At 50.6% G+C, this 15,690-nt stretch carries 13 protein-coding genes; 9 read left to right on the forward strand and 4 right to left on the reverse strand.

The features are described 5' to 3' along the window. Positions 1-75: 75 nt before the first annotated feature. Together ampG and HV346_RS04950 are read right to left on the reverse strand one after the other, a co-directional pair. Positions 76-1,551: a muropeptide MFS transporter AmpG gene (gene ampG / locus HV346_RS04945; protein WP_181622459.1), complete on the reverse strand. Its 1,476-nt coding sequence runs from the start codon at positions 1,549-1,551 to the stop codon at positions 76-78. Positions 1,552-1,597: 46 nt separating this feature from the next. After that, entirely contained in the window at positions 1,598-2,176 is a 579-nt protein-coding gene (locus HV346_RS04950) for a lipoprotein (protein WP_181622460.1), read from the reverse strand. A gap of 304 nt (positions 2,177-2,480) precedes the next feature. Here HV346_RS04950 and bolA point away from each other — a divergent pair, with 304 nt between their 5' ends. From bolA to HV346_RS04995, 9 genes are all read left to right on the forward strand, one after another. Next, the gene (gene bolA, locus HV346_RS04955) at positions 2,481-2,798 is read left to right on the forward strand and encodes a transcriptional regulator BolA (protein WP_181622461.1); all 318 of its coding nucleotides are present in this window, start codon (positions 2,481-2,483) and stop codon (positions 2,796-2,798) included. A 333-nt stretch (positions 2,799-3,131) separates the two neighbouring features. Next, the gene (tig, locus tag HV346_RS04960; protein ID WP_181622462.1) at positions 3,132-4,430 is read left to right on the forward strand and encodes a trigger factor; all 1,299 of its coding nucleotides are present in this window, start codon (positions 3,132-3,134) and stop codon (positions 4,428-4,430) included. Between the two features lie 258 nt (positions 4,431-4,688). Continuing rightward, complete coding sequence (gene clpP / locus HV346_RS04965) at positions 4,689-5,312, forward strand: ATP-dependent Clp endopeptidase proteolytic subunit ClpP (protein WP_014069126.1); 624 nt, start codon at positions 4,689-4,691, stop codon at positions 5,310-5,312. 131 nt (positions 5,313-5,443) lie between these two features. After that, positions 5,444-6,718, forward strand: coding sequence for an ATP-dependent protease ATP-binding subunit ClpX (gene clpX, locus HV346_RS04970; protein ID WP_064325057.1), 1,275 nt, complete (start codon positions 5,444-5,446; stop codon positions 6,716-6,718). Between the two features lie 183 nt (positions 6,719-6,901). Next, on the forward strand, positions 6,902-9,256 hold the full coding sequence (gene lon, locus HV346_RS04975) for an endopeptidase La (RefSeq protein ID WP_181622463.1): 2,355 nt from the start codon (positions 6,902-6,904) through the stop codon (positions 9,254-9,256). Between the two features lie 210 nt (positions 9,257-9,466). Next, complete coding sequence (hupB, locus tag HV346_RS04980; RefSeq protein WP_002444653.1) at positions 9,467-9,739, forward strand: nucleoid-associated protein HU-beta; 273 nt, start codon at positions 9,467-9,469, stop codon at positions 9,737-9,739. 213 nt (positions 9,740-9,952) lie between these two features. Beyond that, a complete protein-coding gene (ppiD, locus tag HV346_RS04985) occupies positions 9,953-11,824 on the forward strand; it encodes a peptidylprolyl isomerase (RefSeq protein ID WP_181622464.1) in 1,872 nt (623 codons plus the stop codon). Between the two features lie 151 nt (positions 11,825-11,975). After that, complete coding sequence (locus HV346_RS04990; RefSeq protein WP_181622465.1) at positions 11,976-12,362, forward strand: helix-hairpin-helix domain-containing protein; 387 nt, start codon at positions 11,976-11,978, stop codon at positions 12,360-12,362. Positions 12,363-12,461: 99 nt separating this feature from the next. After that, positions 12,462-12,860 carry a YbgC/FadM family acyl-CoA thioesterase gene (locus HV346_RS04995; protein WP_181622466.1) on the forward strand — a complete coding sequence of 133 codons (399 nt, stop codon included), beginning with the start codon at positions 12,462-12,464 and terminating at the stop codon, positions 12,858-12,860. Between the two features lie 294 nt (positions 12,861-13,154). Here HV346_RS04995 and queC read toward each other — a convergent pair whose 3' ends face one another. Both queC and HV346_RS05005 read right to left on the reverse strand, forming a co-directional pair. Then, positions 13,155-13,850, reverse strand: coding sequence for a 7-cyano-7-deazaguanine synthase QueC (gene queC, locus HV346_RS05000; protein ID WP_181623698.1), 696 nt, complete (start codon positions 13,848-13,850; stop codon positions 13,155-13,157). A 66-nt stretch (positions 13,851-13,916) separates the two neighbouring features. Further along, complete coding sequence (locus tag HV346_RS05005; protein ID WP_181622467.1) at positions 13,917-15,617, reverse strand: SgrR family transcriptional regulator; 1,701 nt, start codon at positions 15,615-15,617, stop codon at positions 13,917-13,919. Positions 15,618-15,690 lie beyond the last annotated feature (73 nt).

Raw genomic sequence — 15,690 nt, forward strand, 5'->3', positions numbered from 1 at the left:
TATCGGATGGCGGTTATTTCACCGTTATAATTTCGCATGGTGATTACAACGGGAAATAACCTTTCGCTTTTTACTTCATGCCATCGGCGTTTTACGCAACGCCAGAAAATCGAGAGTGCCACCTGTCAGAATGCCAATGATGGCCAGCAGAGCGCCAATGTCCAGCAGCAGCGAGGAGAAAGGCAGTTCTGCGGAGGCTGTCGCGTTGATCGTCAGCACGACAAGCCACAACGCCAGCGCCACACAACCCATCATCAACAGACGCAGCGCAAAACGATAGGCACGTTGATATTCTGTCCGCGGTATAAAGTGTTCCGTTTTCTGCGTATATTCCAGTGTATGGCGACAAACCAGCAATAATACTATTCCTGGCACTGCTGCAACGACAGAAAAGAGATAAAACGTAGGCCAGCCATGTGCTTCAACAAACCAGCCTGCAATCGGGCCAACATAAACACGACCCACCGCTGAAAGTGCAGAGAGCAAAGCAAACTGGGTGGCGGAAAATGATTTATTACAGAGGGTCATCAGCAGCGCGACAAACGCTGCAGTTCCCATGCCGCCACACAGGTTTTCAAAGAAAACGGCGGCGGCCATGCTGATCATATGTTTGTCTGTGACAGACAACAGCCAGTAACCTGCGTTAGAGATCCCCTGCAAAATGCCAAAGATCAGCAGTGCGCGGAATAGCGACAGGCGCTGCATTAGCACGCCGCCGTAAAGTGCTCCCACGATAGTTGCAAAGAGACCCAGCGTTTTATTCACAACCCCCACTTCCCCGGCATCAAATCCGACACCGCGAATAAGAAAAGTGGTCGTCAGGCTCATGGCAAATGCATCACCCAGCTTATACATCACAATAAGCAGTAAAATCAGCCAGGCATTGTTACGGCCAAAAAAGTCCCGCAGTGGTTCAGCAACAGCCTGCTCCAGTGACCGTGGCACGGGAATAACATCGCTGGGTTCGGGAGCGAAAAAGGTGGCGATAATACAAGGAATCAGCAGGATGGCCATCAGCCAGTACATCCCCTGCCAGCCGAGGTATCTGTCGGCCAGCCAGAGAGCCAGGCCACCAGAGACCAACATCCCCAGACGATACCCCAGCACGCTAATTGCCGCTCCCGCACCGCGTTCTTCCGCAGGCAATACGTCCGTTTTCCAGGCATCAAATACGATATCCTGCGATGCTGAACAAAAGGCAATGACTACAGCAAGCGCCGCCATCCAGCGCAATTGCGTCGAAGGTTCAAGGAATCCCATTGCAGCGATGGCCAGCAGTAACAGAATTTGCGTCATCACTAACCAGCCACGACGACGCCCCAAAAACGGTGGCGTGTAGCGGTCCATAACGGGTGACCACAGGAACTTGAAGACGTAAGCCTGGCCGACGAGGGAGAAGAACCCAATGGTTTTAAGATCGATATTCTCGACGGTCATCCAGGCTTGTAATGTGCCGGAGGTGAGCGCGAGAGGTAAGCCGGAGGCAAAACCAAGGATCAGCAGAATGGCTGATTTAGGTTGCTGAAAAATGCGTAAGTAGTGACTGGACATGTTTTCTTAAGGCTGACCCGGCGAAGCGCCGGGTCAGAAAGCAGGATTAACGAGCGTTCTGCTTGATAAAGTCGTGGATGCTGGTGTCTTGCGCCATATCAGAGATGGTGTCGGTCAGCACACTGTTAACCGCGTTAGCAATATTCTTGTTGGTTGCCTGGAAAGCACCTTCAACAGAGTAGCTGGCACGATAATTTTTCGTCATTTTGTTGCCGTTCTTCGCGGTGGCGATGATAGCGATATCGGCTTTGGTCGAGATGTTGTAGCGCACGTTGCCCTGGGAAACGTCTGCATACAGGTTGTTCACGATGATTTGTAGATCAACCGCACCGCTTGGGCCAACCATATAACCGCGAGAGGTCATCTGTTTTTCCAGAACTTCTTGCAGCAGGAAACGCAGGTCGCGGGAGGCGGTCAGTGTCACTTGTTGGTTATCACGCACCACTTTTGCGAGCGCCTGATCCTGACGCTGATCTGCACCGTTAATGCTCACGGTAACGCCCATCAGGCTGGGGTCTTGCTGTGGCAGTGTGATCTTAGGTGACACATCAATCGTCGTTGGCGGGGTTGCGCAACCGGCCAGCATAAAAAGTGCTACCAACGGAAAGAAGATTTTTTTTAACATTTTCGGGTTCTCAACGAATCGTAAGCATTAGAGATAAAAATTGCCGCCATCATAACATCGCTAACGGCGAGGGGAAGTGGTCAACGCATGTAAATTCATCGCCTTGTCCGAAATCCGACCAGTTCATCTATTTTCTCAACGTATCAGAGCTAAAACGTATGAGGCTCATAGTGAACTTCATTCGTTTGGATGAGAAAATCAGACGAACGCTAAATATTTGTTGTCTTGTTGTAATGGAAACGGTAAAAGCGGCTAACATTTAAAGGGATGGGTGACATCTTAGCGTTGTCGGAGGAGTAATTTCATGATGATACGTGAGCAGATAGAAGATAAATTAAGGGCTGCGTTCAATCCCGTGTTCCTCGAAGTCGTCGACGAGAGCTATCGTCATAACGTACCGGCAGGGTCTGAAAGCCATTTTAAAGTTGTTTTGGTCAGCGATCGCTTCGCAGGAGAACGTTTTCTTAACCGACATCGTATGATTTACAGTACGTTGACGGCGGAACTTTCGACGACTGTGCACGCGCTGGCGTTACACACTTATACCATCAAAGAATGGGAAGGATTGCAGGATACGGTTTTCGCCTCCCCGGCATGCCGTGGTGCGGGCAGCATCGCCTGAAAATCGTATTTGCAACCGCTGGAGTTTTTCCAGTATGTTGCATACAGATTACGTCAAAGCGGCCTCCGGGCCGTTTTGTTTTGTCTGAGTTTTGAGCGGATGGTGCGTTTTTAAGGCTAAAAATAGCCTTAAATTGTGAAAAAAGCCGCAGCAACATGCCCCAACCGTTCTCGACTCACCTAAGTGATGCCGCTATAATGCCGCGTCTTAATGAATGTCTTCGGGATGATTCTGGCGACAGGGAATGTGATTCTGCTAAATATAGAGAGCATCCCGGTATTGCAAGGCAAATTCAGAGTTGACCGAGCACTATGATTTTTTTGAGGTAACAAGATGCAAGTTTCAGTTGAAACCACTCAAGGCCTTGGCCGCCGTGTAACGATTACTATCGCTGCTGACAGCATCGAAAACGCTGTGAAAAGCGAGCTGGTCAACGTAGCAAAAAAAGTACGTATCGACGGCTTCCGTAAAGGTAAAGTCCCGATGAATGTTGTTGCTCAGCGTTATGGCGCGTCTGTTCGCCAGGACGTTCTGGGTGAGCTGATGAGCCGCAACTTCATTGACGCGATCATCAAAGAAAAAATCAATCCAGCTGGCGCACCGAACTATGTTCCGGGCGAATACAAACTGGGTGAAGACTTCACCTACTCTGTAGAGTTTGAAGTGTATCCAGAAGTTGAGCTGAAAGGTCTGGAAACTATTGAAGTTGAAAAACCCGTTGTTTCCGTGACTGACGAAGACGTGGACGGCATGCTGGATACTCTGCGCAAGCAGCAGGCGACCTGGAAAGATAAAGAAGGCGCTGTTGATGCAGAAGACCGCGTAACTATCGACTTCACCGGCTCTGTAGATGGCGAAGAGTTCGAAGGTGGCAAAGCGTCTGACTTCGTACTGGCAATGGGCCAGGGTCGTATGATCCCAGGTTTCGAAGACGGCATTAAAGGCCGTAAAGCGGGCGAAGAATTCACCATCGACGTGACCTTCCCTGAAGAATATCACGCTGAAAACCTGAAAGGTAAAGCAGCGAAGTTCGTCATCAACCTGAAGAAAGTTGAAGAGCGCGAACTGCCAGAACTGACTGAAGAATTCATCAAACGTTTCGGCGTGGAAGATGGTTCCGTAGCAGGCCTGCGTGCTGAAGTTCGTAAAAACATGGAGCGCGAGCTGAATGGTGCTGTGCGTAACCGTGTGAAATCTCAGGCGATCGAAGGCCTGGTGAAAGCGAACGAAATCGATGTTCCCGCTGCACTGATCGACAGCGAAATCGACGTACTGCGCCGTCAGGCTGCACAGCGTTTCGGTGGCAACCAGCAGCAAGCGATGGAGCTGCCGCGTGAACTGTTCGAAGAGCAGGCTAAACGCCGCGTTGTTGTGGGTCTGCTGCTGGGCGAAGTGATTCGTACCCACGAACTGCAGGCTGACGAAGAGCGTGTGAAAGGTCTGATCGAAGAAATGGCTTCAGCTTACGAAGATCCGTCTGAAGTTGTTGAGTTCTATGGTAAAAACAAAGAACTGATGGACAACATGCGTAACGTGGCACTGGAAGAACAGGCTGTTGAAGCGGTACTGGCGAAAGCTAAAGTGTCCGAGAAAGCAACTTCCTTCAACGAACTGATGAACCAGCAGGCGTAATTTCGCCCAACGGTTTAAAGTTTGAACAAAAACCCGTTGCCTTTTGGCGGCGGGTTTTTTTTATCGCAGCAATAGCCCTGGAAGAGTGCTAAAAGGCCCTTTCAGTGTTAGCGTAACAACAAAACATTGTTATGCTTGAAATAGGGCGATACGAACCCCATAAGTGTGTAATCACGATGAATGAGACTGGCTGATAATCCGTCCATAAGGTTACAATCAGTACAGCAGGTGTTTTCAATTTTGATCCAGGAGACGGAAATGTCATACAGTGGCGAACGAGATAACTTTGCACCCCATATGGCTCTGGTGCCAATGGTTATTGAACAGACCTCCCGTGGTGAGCGTTCTTTTGATATCTATTCCCGTCTGCTCAAGGAACGCGTTATCTTTCTGACCGGCCAGGTGGAAGACCACATGGCTAACCTGATCGTGGCGCAGATGCTGTTTCTGGAAGCGGAAAACCCAGAGAAAGACATTTACCTGTATATTAACTCGCCGGGTGGCGTAATCACGGCTGGTATGTCTATCTATGACACCATGCAATTCATCAAGCCTGATGTGAGCACCATTTGTATGGGGCAGGCCGCGTCCATGGGGGCCTTCTTGTTAACTGCAGGGGCAAAAGGTAAGCGCTTCTGTTTGCCAAACTCCCGCGTGATGATTCACCAACCGCTGGGCGGATATCAGGGGCAGGCGACAGATATTGAAATCCACGCCCGCGAAATCCTGAAAGTAAAAGCGCGCATGAATGAACTTATGGCGCAGCATACGGGTCAATCTCTTGAGCAGATCGAGCGCGACACCGAGCGCGATCGCTTCCTCTCTGCACCAGAGGCAGTTGAGTACGGTTTAGTCGACTCCGTTTTGACCCATCGTAATTGATGCCCACGGCGCAAGTGTGCCGCTATACTAAGGTAGGGCGGTACGCTGCTTGATAGCAAGCAGCTTGCGTCTGAGAATGGCATTTGCGTCGTCATGTGCGGCACAAAGAACTTAAAAAGAGGTTTTGACTCATGACAGATAAACGCAAAGATGGTTCGGGCAAACTGCTGTACTGCTCTTTTTGCGGCAAAAGCCAGCATGAAGTGCGTAAACTGATTGCCGGGCCGTCCGTGTATATCTGCGACGAATGTGTCGATTTATGTAATGACATCATTCGCGAAGAGATTAAAGAAGTCGCGCCTCACCGTGAGCGTAGCGCGTTACCGACCCCGCATGAGATTCGTCATCATCTTGACGACTATGTTATCGGTCAGGAACAGGCTAAAAAAGTGCTGGCGGTGGCGGTATATAACCACTACAAGCGTCTGCGCAATGGCGATACCAGCAATGGCGTAGAACTGGGTAAAAGTAACATTCTGCTGATTGGCCCGACGGGTTCCGGTAAAACGCTGCTGGCTGAGACCCTGGCACGCCTGCTGGACGTTCCGTTTACCATGGCGGATGCGACAACACTGACCGAAGCCGGTTATGTGGGTGAAGACGTAGAAAACATCATTCAGAAGCTGTTGCAGAAGTGCGATTACGATGTGCAGAAAGCGCAGCGCGGTATCGTGTACATCGATGAGATCGACAAGATTTCCCGCAAATCGGATAACCCATCTATTACCCGTGATGTTTCCGGTGAAGGTGTTCAGCAGGCACTGCTGAAGCTGATTGAAGGTACAGTGGCGGCAGTTCCTCCTCAGGGTGGACGTAAACACCCGCAGCAGGAGTTTTTACAGGTTGATACCTCTAAAATCCTGTTTATTTGTGGTGGCGCATTTGCCGGCCTGGATAAGGTGATCTCACATCGCGTGGAAACCGGCTCCGGTATTGGTTTTGGCGCAACGGTGAAAGCGACGTCTGAGAAACCGAACGAAGGCGAATTGCTGTCACAGGTTGAGCCGGAAGATCTGATCAAATTTGGCCTGATTCCTGAGTTCATCGGCCGTCTGCCTGTTGTGGCAACGCTGAATGAACTGAGTGAAGATGCGCTGATTCAGATCCTGAAAGAGCCGAAAAATGCGCTGACTAAGCAGTATCAGGCACTGTTTAACCTCGAAGGTGTAGATCTGGAATTCCGCGATGAAGCACTGGATGCTATTGCCAAAAAAGCGATGGCGCGTAAAACCGGTGCTCGTGGCTTGCGTTCCATCGTAGAAGCCGCTCTTCTTGACACCATGTACGATTTACCGTCCATGGAAGATGTCGAGAAAGTAGTTATCGACGAGTCTGTGATTGGTGGCCAGTCTAAGCCACTGTTGATTTATGGTAAGCCGGAAGCGCAACAAGCATCTGGTGAATAATTAGCCAAATCATACAAGCAGTTAATCAAAAAGGGGGGATTTTATCCCCCCTTTACTTTTTCCGTATTCATGGCGTTGAATGTGTGGGAAACATCCCCATATACTGGTTACATGTTAATGGTTGCGTGAAGCACAGTCGTGCAACCTGATTACCTGGCGGACACTAAACTAAGAGAGAGCTCTATGAATCCTGAGCGTTCTGAACGCATTGAAATCCCCGTATTGCCGTTGCGCGATGTGGTGGTTTATCCGCACATGGTCATACCCTTATTTGTAGGGCGGGAAAAATCTATCCGTTGCCTTGAAGCCGCCATGGATCATGATAAAAAAATCATGCTGGTTGCGCAGAAAGAAGCATCAACGGATGAGCCGGGTGTAAACGATCTTTTCACCGTCGGGACCGTGGCCTCTATTTTACAAATGCTGAAGCTGCCTGATGGCACTGTCAAAGTGCTAGTAGAAGGCTTGCAGCGTGCGCGTATTACCACTCTGTCTGATAATGGCGAACATTTCTCTGCGAAGGCAGAGTACCTTGATTCTCCGCAGCTTGATGAGCGTGAGCAGGAAGTGCTTGTGCGCACCGCGATTAGCCAGTTTGAAGGCTATATCAAGCTGAACAAGAAAATCCCACCAGAAGTGCTGACGTCGCTTAACAGCATCGACGATCCTGCGCGTCTGGCGGATACCATCGCTGCACACATGCCGCTGAAGTTGGCTGACAAACAGTCTGTGCTGGAAATGTCCGACGTAAATGAACGTCTGGAATATCTGATGGCGATGATGGAATCCGAAATCGATCTGTTGCAGGTTGAGAAGCGTATTCGCAACCGCGTGAAAAAGCAGATGGAGAAATCCCAGCGTGAGTACTATCTGAATGAGCAAATGAAAGCGATTCAGAAAGAACTCGGTGAGATGGATGATGCCCCGGACGAAAACGAAGCGCTGAAGCGTAAGATCGATGCGGCGAAGATGCCGAAAGAGGCCAAAGAGAAAGCTGAAGCAGAATTGCAGAAGCTGAAAATGATGTCTCCGATGTCGGCAGAAGCGACCGTTGTGCGTGGCTATATCGAGTGGATGGTTCAGGTTCCGTGGAATGCCCGTAGCAAGGTCAAGAAAGACCTGCGTCAGGCACAGGAAATCCTCGATACTGACCATTATGGCCTGGAACGTGTCAAAGACCGTATTCTTGAATACCTTGCGGTTCAGAGCCGTGTGAACAAACTGAAAGGTCCAATCCTGTGCCTGGTAGGGCCTCCAGGGGTGGGTAAAACCTCGCTGGGTCAGTCCATTGCCAAAGCGACCGGACGTAAGTACATCCGTATGGCGCTGGGCGGCGTACGCGATGAAGCGGAAATCCGCGGTCACCGCCGTACGTACATTGGTTCTATGCCGGGTAAACTGATCCAGAAAATGGCAAAAGTGGGCGTTAAAAACCCATTATTCCTGCTCGATGAGATCGACAAAATGTCTTCAGACATGCGTGGCGATCCGGCGTCAGCCTTGCTTGAGGTATTGGATCCAGAGCAGAACGTAGCTTTCAGCGATCACTATCTGGAAGTGGACTACGATCTGAGCGACGTCATGTTCGTTGCAACGTCAAATTCCATGAATATTCCGGCGCCACTGCTGGATCGTATGGAAGTGATCCGTTTGTCCGGTTACACGGAAGATGAAAAGCTGAACATCGCTAAACGCCATCTGCTGTCGAAACAGATCGAGCGTAATGCACTGAAAGAAAGCGAGATTACAGTAGACGATAGTGCAATCATCAGCATCATTCGCTACTACACGCGTGAAGCGGGCGTTCGTAGCCTGGAACGTGAAATTTCAAAATTGTGCCGTAAAGCGGTTAAACAACTGCTGTTGGATAAAACCCTTAAGCACATTGAGATCAACGGTGACAACCTACACGAATACCTGGGCGTTCAGCGTTTCGACTACGGTCGTGCGGATAACGAAAACCGCGTGGGCCAGGTAACTGGTCTGGCATGGACGGAAGTAGGTGGCGATCTGCTGACCATCGAAACCGCCTGTGTTCCAGGTAAAGGTAAACTGACCTACACCGGTTCTCTGGGTGAAGTGATGCAGGAGTCCATTCAGGCAGCGCTGACAGTGGTGCGCGCGCGCGCGGAAAAACTGGGTATCAACCCGGACTTTTACGAAAAACGCGACATCCACGTTCACGTTCCTGAAGGTGCGACGCCGAAAGACGGTCCAAGTGCCGGTATTGCAATGTGTACTGCGCTGGTGTCTTGTTTGACGGGTAACCCGGTACGTGCTGATGTGGCGATGACCGGTGAAATTACCTTGCGTGGACTGGTATTGCCTATCGGTGGTCTGAAGGAAAAACTGCTCGCGGCACATCGTGGAGGAATCAAAACGGTATTGATTCCTCATGAGAACAAGCGCGATCTGGAAGAGATCCCGGACAATGTTATTGCCGATTTGGAGATCCATCCGGTGAAACGCATTGAGGAAGTTCTTACTCTTGCATTACAGAATGAACCTTCTGGAATGCAGGTTGTAACCGCAAAATAGTGACCTCGCGCAAAGAGCGTCAATAAAAACAAGGCTGGTAAGTCATTTCGGACTTGCCAGCCTTTTTTTGTATAGCTAATTTAGATTGCTGATTGGGTTAGCCATCAACAACGGGTGTTGTAAGGTCATGGCAGGCCTGATATAACTGCTGCGCGGTCGCGTTGTGAAGGATTCAGGCGCGATATAAATTATAAAGAGAGGAAGAGAAGAGTGAATAAATCTCAACTGATTGACAAAATTGCTGCGGGTGCTGATATTTCTAAAGCTGCAGCTGGACGTGCGTTAGATGCTTTAATTGCTTCTGTTACTGAATCTCTGCAAGCTGGGGATGACGTTGCGCTGGTAGGTTTCGGTACTTTTGCTGTTAAAGAGCGTGCTGCCCGTACTGGCCGCAACCCTCAGACCGGTAAAGAGATCACCATTGCTGCCGCTAAAGTACCTGGTTTCCGTGCAGGTAAAGCGCTGAAAGACGCAGTGAACTGATAGCTTTCTCGCTTCAGGGAAGCCGAAAAAGTACAAGGGCGCATCATTTGATGTGCCTTTTTTGTTTGTCCAGGCCTGATTTGTGCGAGTTTATGCGAGTTGTGGGCTGACAATTGCCCCGGTTTCTTGTCACAATACGTCTTTACGCGCGACGGTCAGGATTTTCCGTCAGCGTCAGGTAACCAGTCACCTACAGCGGAGTGTTGTTACACCATGATGGACAGCTTACGCACGGCTGCTAACAGTCTCGTGCTCAAGATTATTTTCGGTATCATTATCGTGTCGTTCATATTGACCGGCGTGAGTAGTTACCTGATCGGCGGTAGCAGCAACTACGCCGCAAAAGTGAATGGCCAGGAAATCAGCCGCGGGCAGTTCGAGAACGCCTTTGCTGGTGAACGTAATCGTATGCAGCAACAGCTGGGCGATCAGTTCTCTGAGCTGGCAGCGAACGAAGGCTACATGAAAACGCTGCGTCAGCAAACGTTGAACCGCCTTATCGATGAAGCGCTCCTGGACCAGTATGCTAAACACCTGGGCTTAGGCATCAGTGATGAGCAGGTCAAAAATGCCATCTTCGCCACTCAGGCATTCCAGTCTAACGGTAAATTCGATAACACCCGTTACAACGCCATCGTGAACCAGATGGGCATGACGGCTGATCAATACGCACAGGCGCTGCGCAATCAACTGACGACCCAACAGCTCATCAATGCTGTTGTGGGGACTGATTTTATGCTCAAAGGCGAAACGGACGAACTGGCTGCGCTGGTGGCTCAGCAGCGTGTTGTTCGTGAAGCAACGCTTGATGTAGATGCTCTGGCTGCTAAGCAACAGGTCAGTGATGCGGAAGTTAACGCTTACTACGAGCAGAACAAGAGTAATTTTGTTGCGCCGGAGCAGTTCCGCGTGAGCTATATCAAACTTGATGCAGCTGCGTTACAGGAAACGGCATCAGACGCAGATATCCAGTCTTACTACGACCAGCATCAGGATCAATTCACGCAACCCCAGCGTAATCGTTACAGCGTCATCCAGACCAAAACGGAAGATGATGCAAAAGCGGTTCTGGATGAGCTTTCAAAAGGGGCTGATTTTGCAACCGTAGCAAAAGCAAAATCCACTGATATTATCTCGGCAAAAAATGGCGGAGATATGGGGTGGCTGGAAGATGGCACGACGCCAGATGAGCTGAAAAATGCGGGCCTGAAAGAGAAAGGCCAACTGTCAGGTGTGATCAAATCCTCCGTCGGTTTCCTGGTTGCGCGCCTGGACGATATTGAAGCCGCAAAAACCAAGCCTCTGGCTGACGTTCGTGATGATATCGCGGCTAAAGTGAAGCAGGAAAAAGCACTGGATGCGTTCTATGCGCTGCAGCAAAAAGTGAGCGATGCCGCCAGCAATGATAATGAATCACTTGCAGGGGCAGAGCAGGTTGCTGGTGTGAAAGCCGTTGAAACGGGCTGGTTCGGTCACGACAACCTGCCGGAAGAGCTGAATTTCAAACCCGTTTCTGACGCCATCTTTAATGGTGGGCTGGTGGGCGAGAATGGCACTCCGGGCAGCAACTCTGACATCATTACCGTAGATGGCGATCGTGCCTTCATACTGCGCGTGAGCGAGCACAAAGCTGAGTCTGTAAAACCGCTGACCGAAGTGAAAGATCAGGTTATTGCACTGGTTAAACATAACAAAGCGGAACAGCAGGCAAAACTGGATGCTGAGAAAGTTCTGGCTGAGTTGAAAGCCGGTAAGGGCGATGATGCGCTGAAAGCAGTAGGCCTGAGTTTCGGGGAAGCGAAAACGCTGAGCCGTACGGGACAAGATCCTGTTAGCCAGGCTGCATTTAGCCTGGGGCTGCCAGCGAAGGGCAAACCGAGCTTTGGTATTGCCAGCGATATGAAAGGCAATGTTGTCCTGTTGGCCCTGGACGAAGTAAAAGCGGGCACAATGCCAGAAGAGCAGAAAAAAGCCATGGTTCAGGGGATTACCCAGAACAATGCCCAAATTGCTTTCGAGGCGATGATGAGCAACCTGCGCAAAGAAGCCAAAATTAAACTGGGTGACATTATTACCCAGCAGTAATCATTACGTGTCTGCTCGCAGATTTTCGTAACGCTCTGCAATATCTAAAGGCCGCTTTCGCGGCCTTTTCCATTTCTTCAATCTGCTGTTTGTCCCCGTTTCGTGGTATGGCTATCGTTGTGTGGCTGTCAACAAACAAGGAGATAACAGCATGAAACATGGAATTAAAGCCCTCATTATTGCTCTGACTATCACCAGCACTGGCTTCGTACAACCAGCATTTGCAGCGGTATCAGTGGCAAAAACACAATCAGTCCAGACAAAAGCCGAGCCTGCCGCAAATGCACAGGCGTCAGTGCAAGCAAAAGCGGTGGAGGGGGGGAATCATAGTGAAGACGAAGGAACCCGGGTCAGCATTAACTCTGCCTCGGCTGAGGATCTCGCTCGAGCTATGAATGGTGTGGGGCTCAAGAAGGCGCAGGCTATTGTCAGTTACCGTGATGAGTACGGCCCCTTTAAAACGATTGACGATCTTAAACACGTGCCAGGAATGGGCAGTTCGCTGGTTGAGCGCAACCTCGCACGCCTGACGTTGTAATCGCGTAATAACTTGCACAGTGGCAAAAATTTGCCAGGATAGAGAGGTCATACCAGTTATGACCTCTAATCCTATAACAACAGTAAAGGCTATTGCGCTATGCAGACAAAAATCAAAGTACGTGGTTATCACCTGGATGTGTACCAACATGTCAATAACGCCCGCTATCTCGAGTTTCTTGAAGAGGCGCGTTGGGATGGACTGGAAAACAGCGAAAGCTTTCAGTGGCTGACCGCACACAACATCGCGTTTGTGGTCGCAAATATCAATATCAACTATCGCCGTCCGGCGGTATTGGGCGATCTGCTTACGGTCACAAGCCAGGTGCAGCAGCTTAACGGAAAAAGTGGTGTGCTCAGTCAGGTGGTTACGCTGGAGCCTGAAGGACAAGTGGTGGCTGATGCATTGATTACCTTTGTCTGTCTTGATCTCAAAACCCAAAAAGCGTTGCCACTGGAAGGGGCGTTACGCGAAAAGCTGGAGCAGATCATCGTCTAACATTTTGTCTTTTATAAAAGATAAATATCATTTTCAGGGATAGAGCGATAAACAGGGATAACGTCGTTGAGCGTTACCGGACCCGGGACGGAAAGATCTCGTTTACGGGCAGGTTGAAAAAGATGAGTCGTAAGGATCCGGATGTGAGTCTCGGATCCTTGTGCGAGTTGACTGTGCAGAAAAGGGGAATCAGCAGCGGCGCAGAATCCTGCCAGATAACGGTAATCCGACGCTGATGGACGTCACCTGTGCTGCCAGCGTAAAACGGTTCGACAGCACGGCTAAATAAGACGGCTACTGCAAGCCCGTCTTTTTCTTCATGACGGTCATCACCGCCGCTTTATCTGCCAGATAGTGATTAAGGCCATTAGCCCGCAGATTACAGGCAGCACATTGACCGCAACCATCACCTTTGATGCCGTTATAGCAGGTCAGGGTTTCAGCGCGGACTACATCCAGTTTGCCCCAGTAGTCTGCCAGTGCCCAGGTCTCTGCTTTATCAAGCCACATTAACGGTGTTTCAAAGCGGATATCTTTCGCCATTCCAAGATTGACGGCGTGATTCAGCGCTTTGACGAACTCATCGCGGCAGTCCGGGTAGCCTGAGAAATCTGTCTCACAGACGCCCGTAATGATGGCTTCGGCTTTTACCTGATAGGCATAGATAGCGGTCAGGGTCAGGAAAAGGATATTGCGCCCCGGTACAAAGGTATTGGGGATCCCGCTGGCATCGGGTTCGTAATCTGGAACCGGAATACTGTCACGTGTGAGGCTGCTCACCGCCAGTTCATTTAACAGCGTAACATCCAGTACCTTGTGCGCACGTGCGCCCAGTTTCAGCGCCAGTTCGCGGGCAACGTCGATTTCAGCACGATGACGCTGACCATAATCAAACGTGACACAGTGCACTTCATCATATTGATGCAATGCCTGAATCAGGCAGGTAGTGGAATCTTGTCCTCCGCTGAACACGACGACGGCACGTTTCATAAATAGTCTCAACAGTAACGGTAAAAACGCCATGTTACCGCCTGACTACGACGGCGACCAGCTTCTTCACGATTTGGGCGCCGGAAGCCAGGCTTCTGTAAAATCAAACCAGCCGCGGGTGTTCAGCCGTATGCCATTGACTCCCGGCGGGGCGCTTATTTGATACTGATAGTTGAAAAGTGGGGTTAACACAGCACTTTCCATGAGTCGGGTAAAAATCGCTTTGAGCCCGGCTTGCCGGGCATGTTCATCGGACTGTGTTTGTACTGCATCCAGTGTGGCCTGTAAGTGAGCAAGCTGAGGGGCACTTAGCAGGTACGGCCAGAGAGCATCGCAGCGAAGCCACTGCTCAAGGGTATACTCCGGTGCTTCGCCTATAAGCCTGTCTCCCATCATGATATCTGCGTCAGCCAGTTTCTGGCAGCCATCCCAGGTCTTGGCATCGTGAAAAACCACCGTAAGCTGACAGCCTTGCTGTGCAAAGTAATGTTGTAGCTGGTTCGCCATGGTATGTAACTCCACGGGCAGGTGATAAACCAGCGTCAATTTCTCAGGAAGAGGAATGTCGGATACTTCCGGCCACTGGGGGATCTGCCAGCCAGGAAGGAGTTCCTGCGTTGGGGTGATAAGCCCTTCTTCCAGGGGAAGGGTGTGCAGAAGTGTGGTCCGATGGATGATGTTAATCAGCCGTCTGGCCTGAATTTCACTGAGAGTCGGGCTTTGCTTCAGGGTGAGATAACAAAAACCCAGGCTGGTGCTATTACTGACCAGGCGTAGGCTGGCAAGCTCATCCGGCTCGCCAATGGCAATCTGAACCGGATGCCGGCAACTGGTTCCCAGACCTTGCTCGAAGAGTTGCGGGGTGATCCAGTACTCAATGGCTTTCAGCAACGGGTGGCTAAGATGGTATTGCTCGTGGCTTTCGAGACGCACCAGATCGGGCTCAAACACAGTGAGTCTGAAGGGGCCGCTTCCAGTAAACGGTTGTTCTGGATGAACAAGACGGCTGCCATAGCTTGCCAGTCGGTGCGCCAGCCAGTAATCCGGTTGATGTAATACAAAGGTCAGACATTGTGGGTGAGTGACCTCGATGTGTTGGACACTGTTAAACAACTGGCGCAGGGCTGGCAGGGTAAAAAGTGCGACCAGGCTGGCGCGCAATTGGTCCGTTTCAACTTTGTCGCCATTGTGCCAGTGCAGGGTTGAACGAATGTAGAAATGCCAGCGTAATCCCTCTGAGGACACCTCCCAGTGATGGGCAAGATCGCCTGTGGGCTCACTGCTGTTACCGTGGAAGCGCGTCAGACCGGAGAACACATGCCCGACCAGATGTTGCTCCGCGCGTCCGGGTAAAAAGCCCGGCTTGAGTGGTTCGAGTGGACGATAGTAGGGAATGCGTAGCGTGGGTGTATCGTTTTGCCAGTGACCGCCAAGAAAGGGATGCAGCAACGCACGCAATGCCTGTGGTGCAAGCTGCGCCAGCTCAAGCGCATTGTGCTGTTGCCCACTTTTGAGCGCCTCTTCCATCATGCCATTACGCAGTGATTCCGGCGTAACATGAAACGTGAGTTCGCCTCTTTTCCCACGCCCGGATTGAGCATGCCAGCTTAACCAGCCAGCCTCCTGCGCCTGACGCAGCAATGTACGTATATGCCGCTCGCTGCAAAAACAACGGCTGGCAAGCTCGCTAACGGTGACCTGTTGTGGCGCACCAGAAGAGGGTTGCCACAGGCGTTGATATTGGTTGAGGCGGTTAAGCTGGCGCATGATAAACCCGGAACAATTATTGTCATCTATTCACTATTACTTCCGTATATCTCAGGCAATACTGTTGCACAAG

This window comes from Enterobacter sp. RHBSTW-00994 (assembly GCF_013782625.1).
GTDB lineage: Bacteria > Pseudomonadota > Gammaproteobacteria > Enterobacterales > Enterobacteriaceae > Enterobacter.

Coding starts and splice junctions, on each gene's coding strand:
- queC (WP_181623698.1), bottom strand. CDS start 13,850: ATGAAACGTGCCGTCGTCGTGTTCAGCGGAGGACAAGATTCCACTACC.
- ampG (WP_181622459.1), bottom strand. CDS start 1,551: ATGTCCAGTCACTACTTACGCATTTTTCAGCAACCTAAATCAGCCATT.
- HV346_RS04995 (WP_181622466.1), top strand. CDS start 12,462: ATGCAGACAAAAATCAAAGTACGTGGTTATCACCTGGATGTGTACCAA.
- HV346_RS04990 (WP_181622465.1), top strand. CDS start 11,976: ATGAAACATGGAATTAAAGCCCTCATTATTGCTCTGACTATCACCAGC.
- HV346_RS05005 (WP_181622467.1), bottom strand. CDS start 15,617: ATGCGCCAGCTTAACCGCCTCAACCAATATCAACGCCTGTGGCAACCC.
- tig (WP_181622462.1), top strand. CDS start 3,132: ATGCAAGTTTCAGTTGAAACCACTCAAGGCCTTGGCCGCCGTGTAACG.
- clpP (WP_014069126.1), top strand. CDS start 4,689: ATGTCATACAGTGGCGAACGAGATAACTTTGCACCCCATATGGCTCTG.
- ppiD (WP_181622464.1), top strand. CDS start 9,953: ATGATGGACAGCTTACGCACGGCTGCTAACAGTCTCGTGCTCAAGATT.
- clpX (WP_064325057.1), top strand. CDS start 5,444: ATGACAGATAAACGCAAAGATGGTTCGGGCAAACTGCTGTACTGCTCT.
- bolA (WP_181622461.1), top strand. CDS start 2,481: ATGATGATACGTGAGCAGATAGAAGATAAATTAAGGGCTGCGTTCAAT.
- HV346_RS04950 (WP_181622460.1), bottom strand. CDS start 2,176: ATGTTAAAAAAAATCTTCTTTCCGTTGGTAGCACTTTTTATGCTGGCC.
- lon (WP_181622463.1), top strand. CDS start 6,902: ATGAATCCTGAGCGTTCTGAACGCATTGAAATCCCCGTATTGCCGTTG.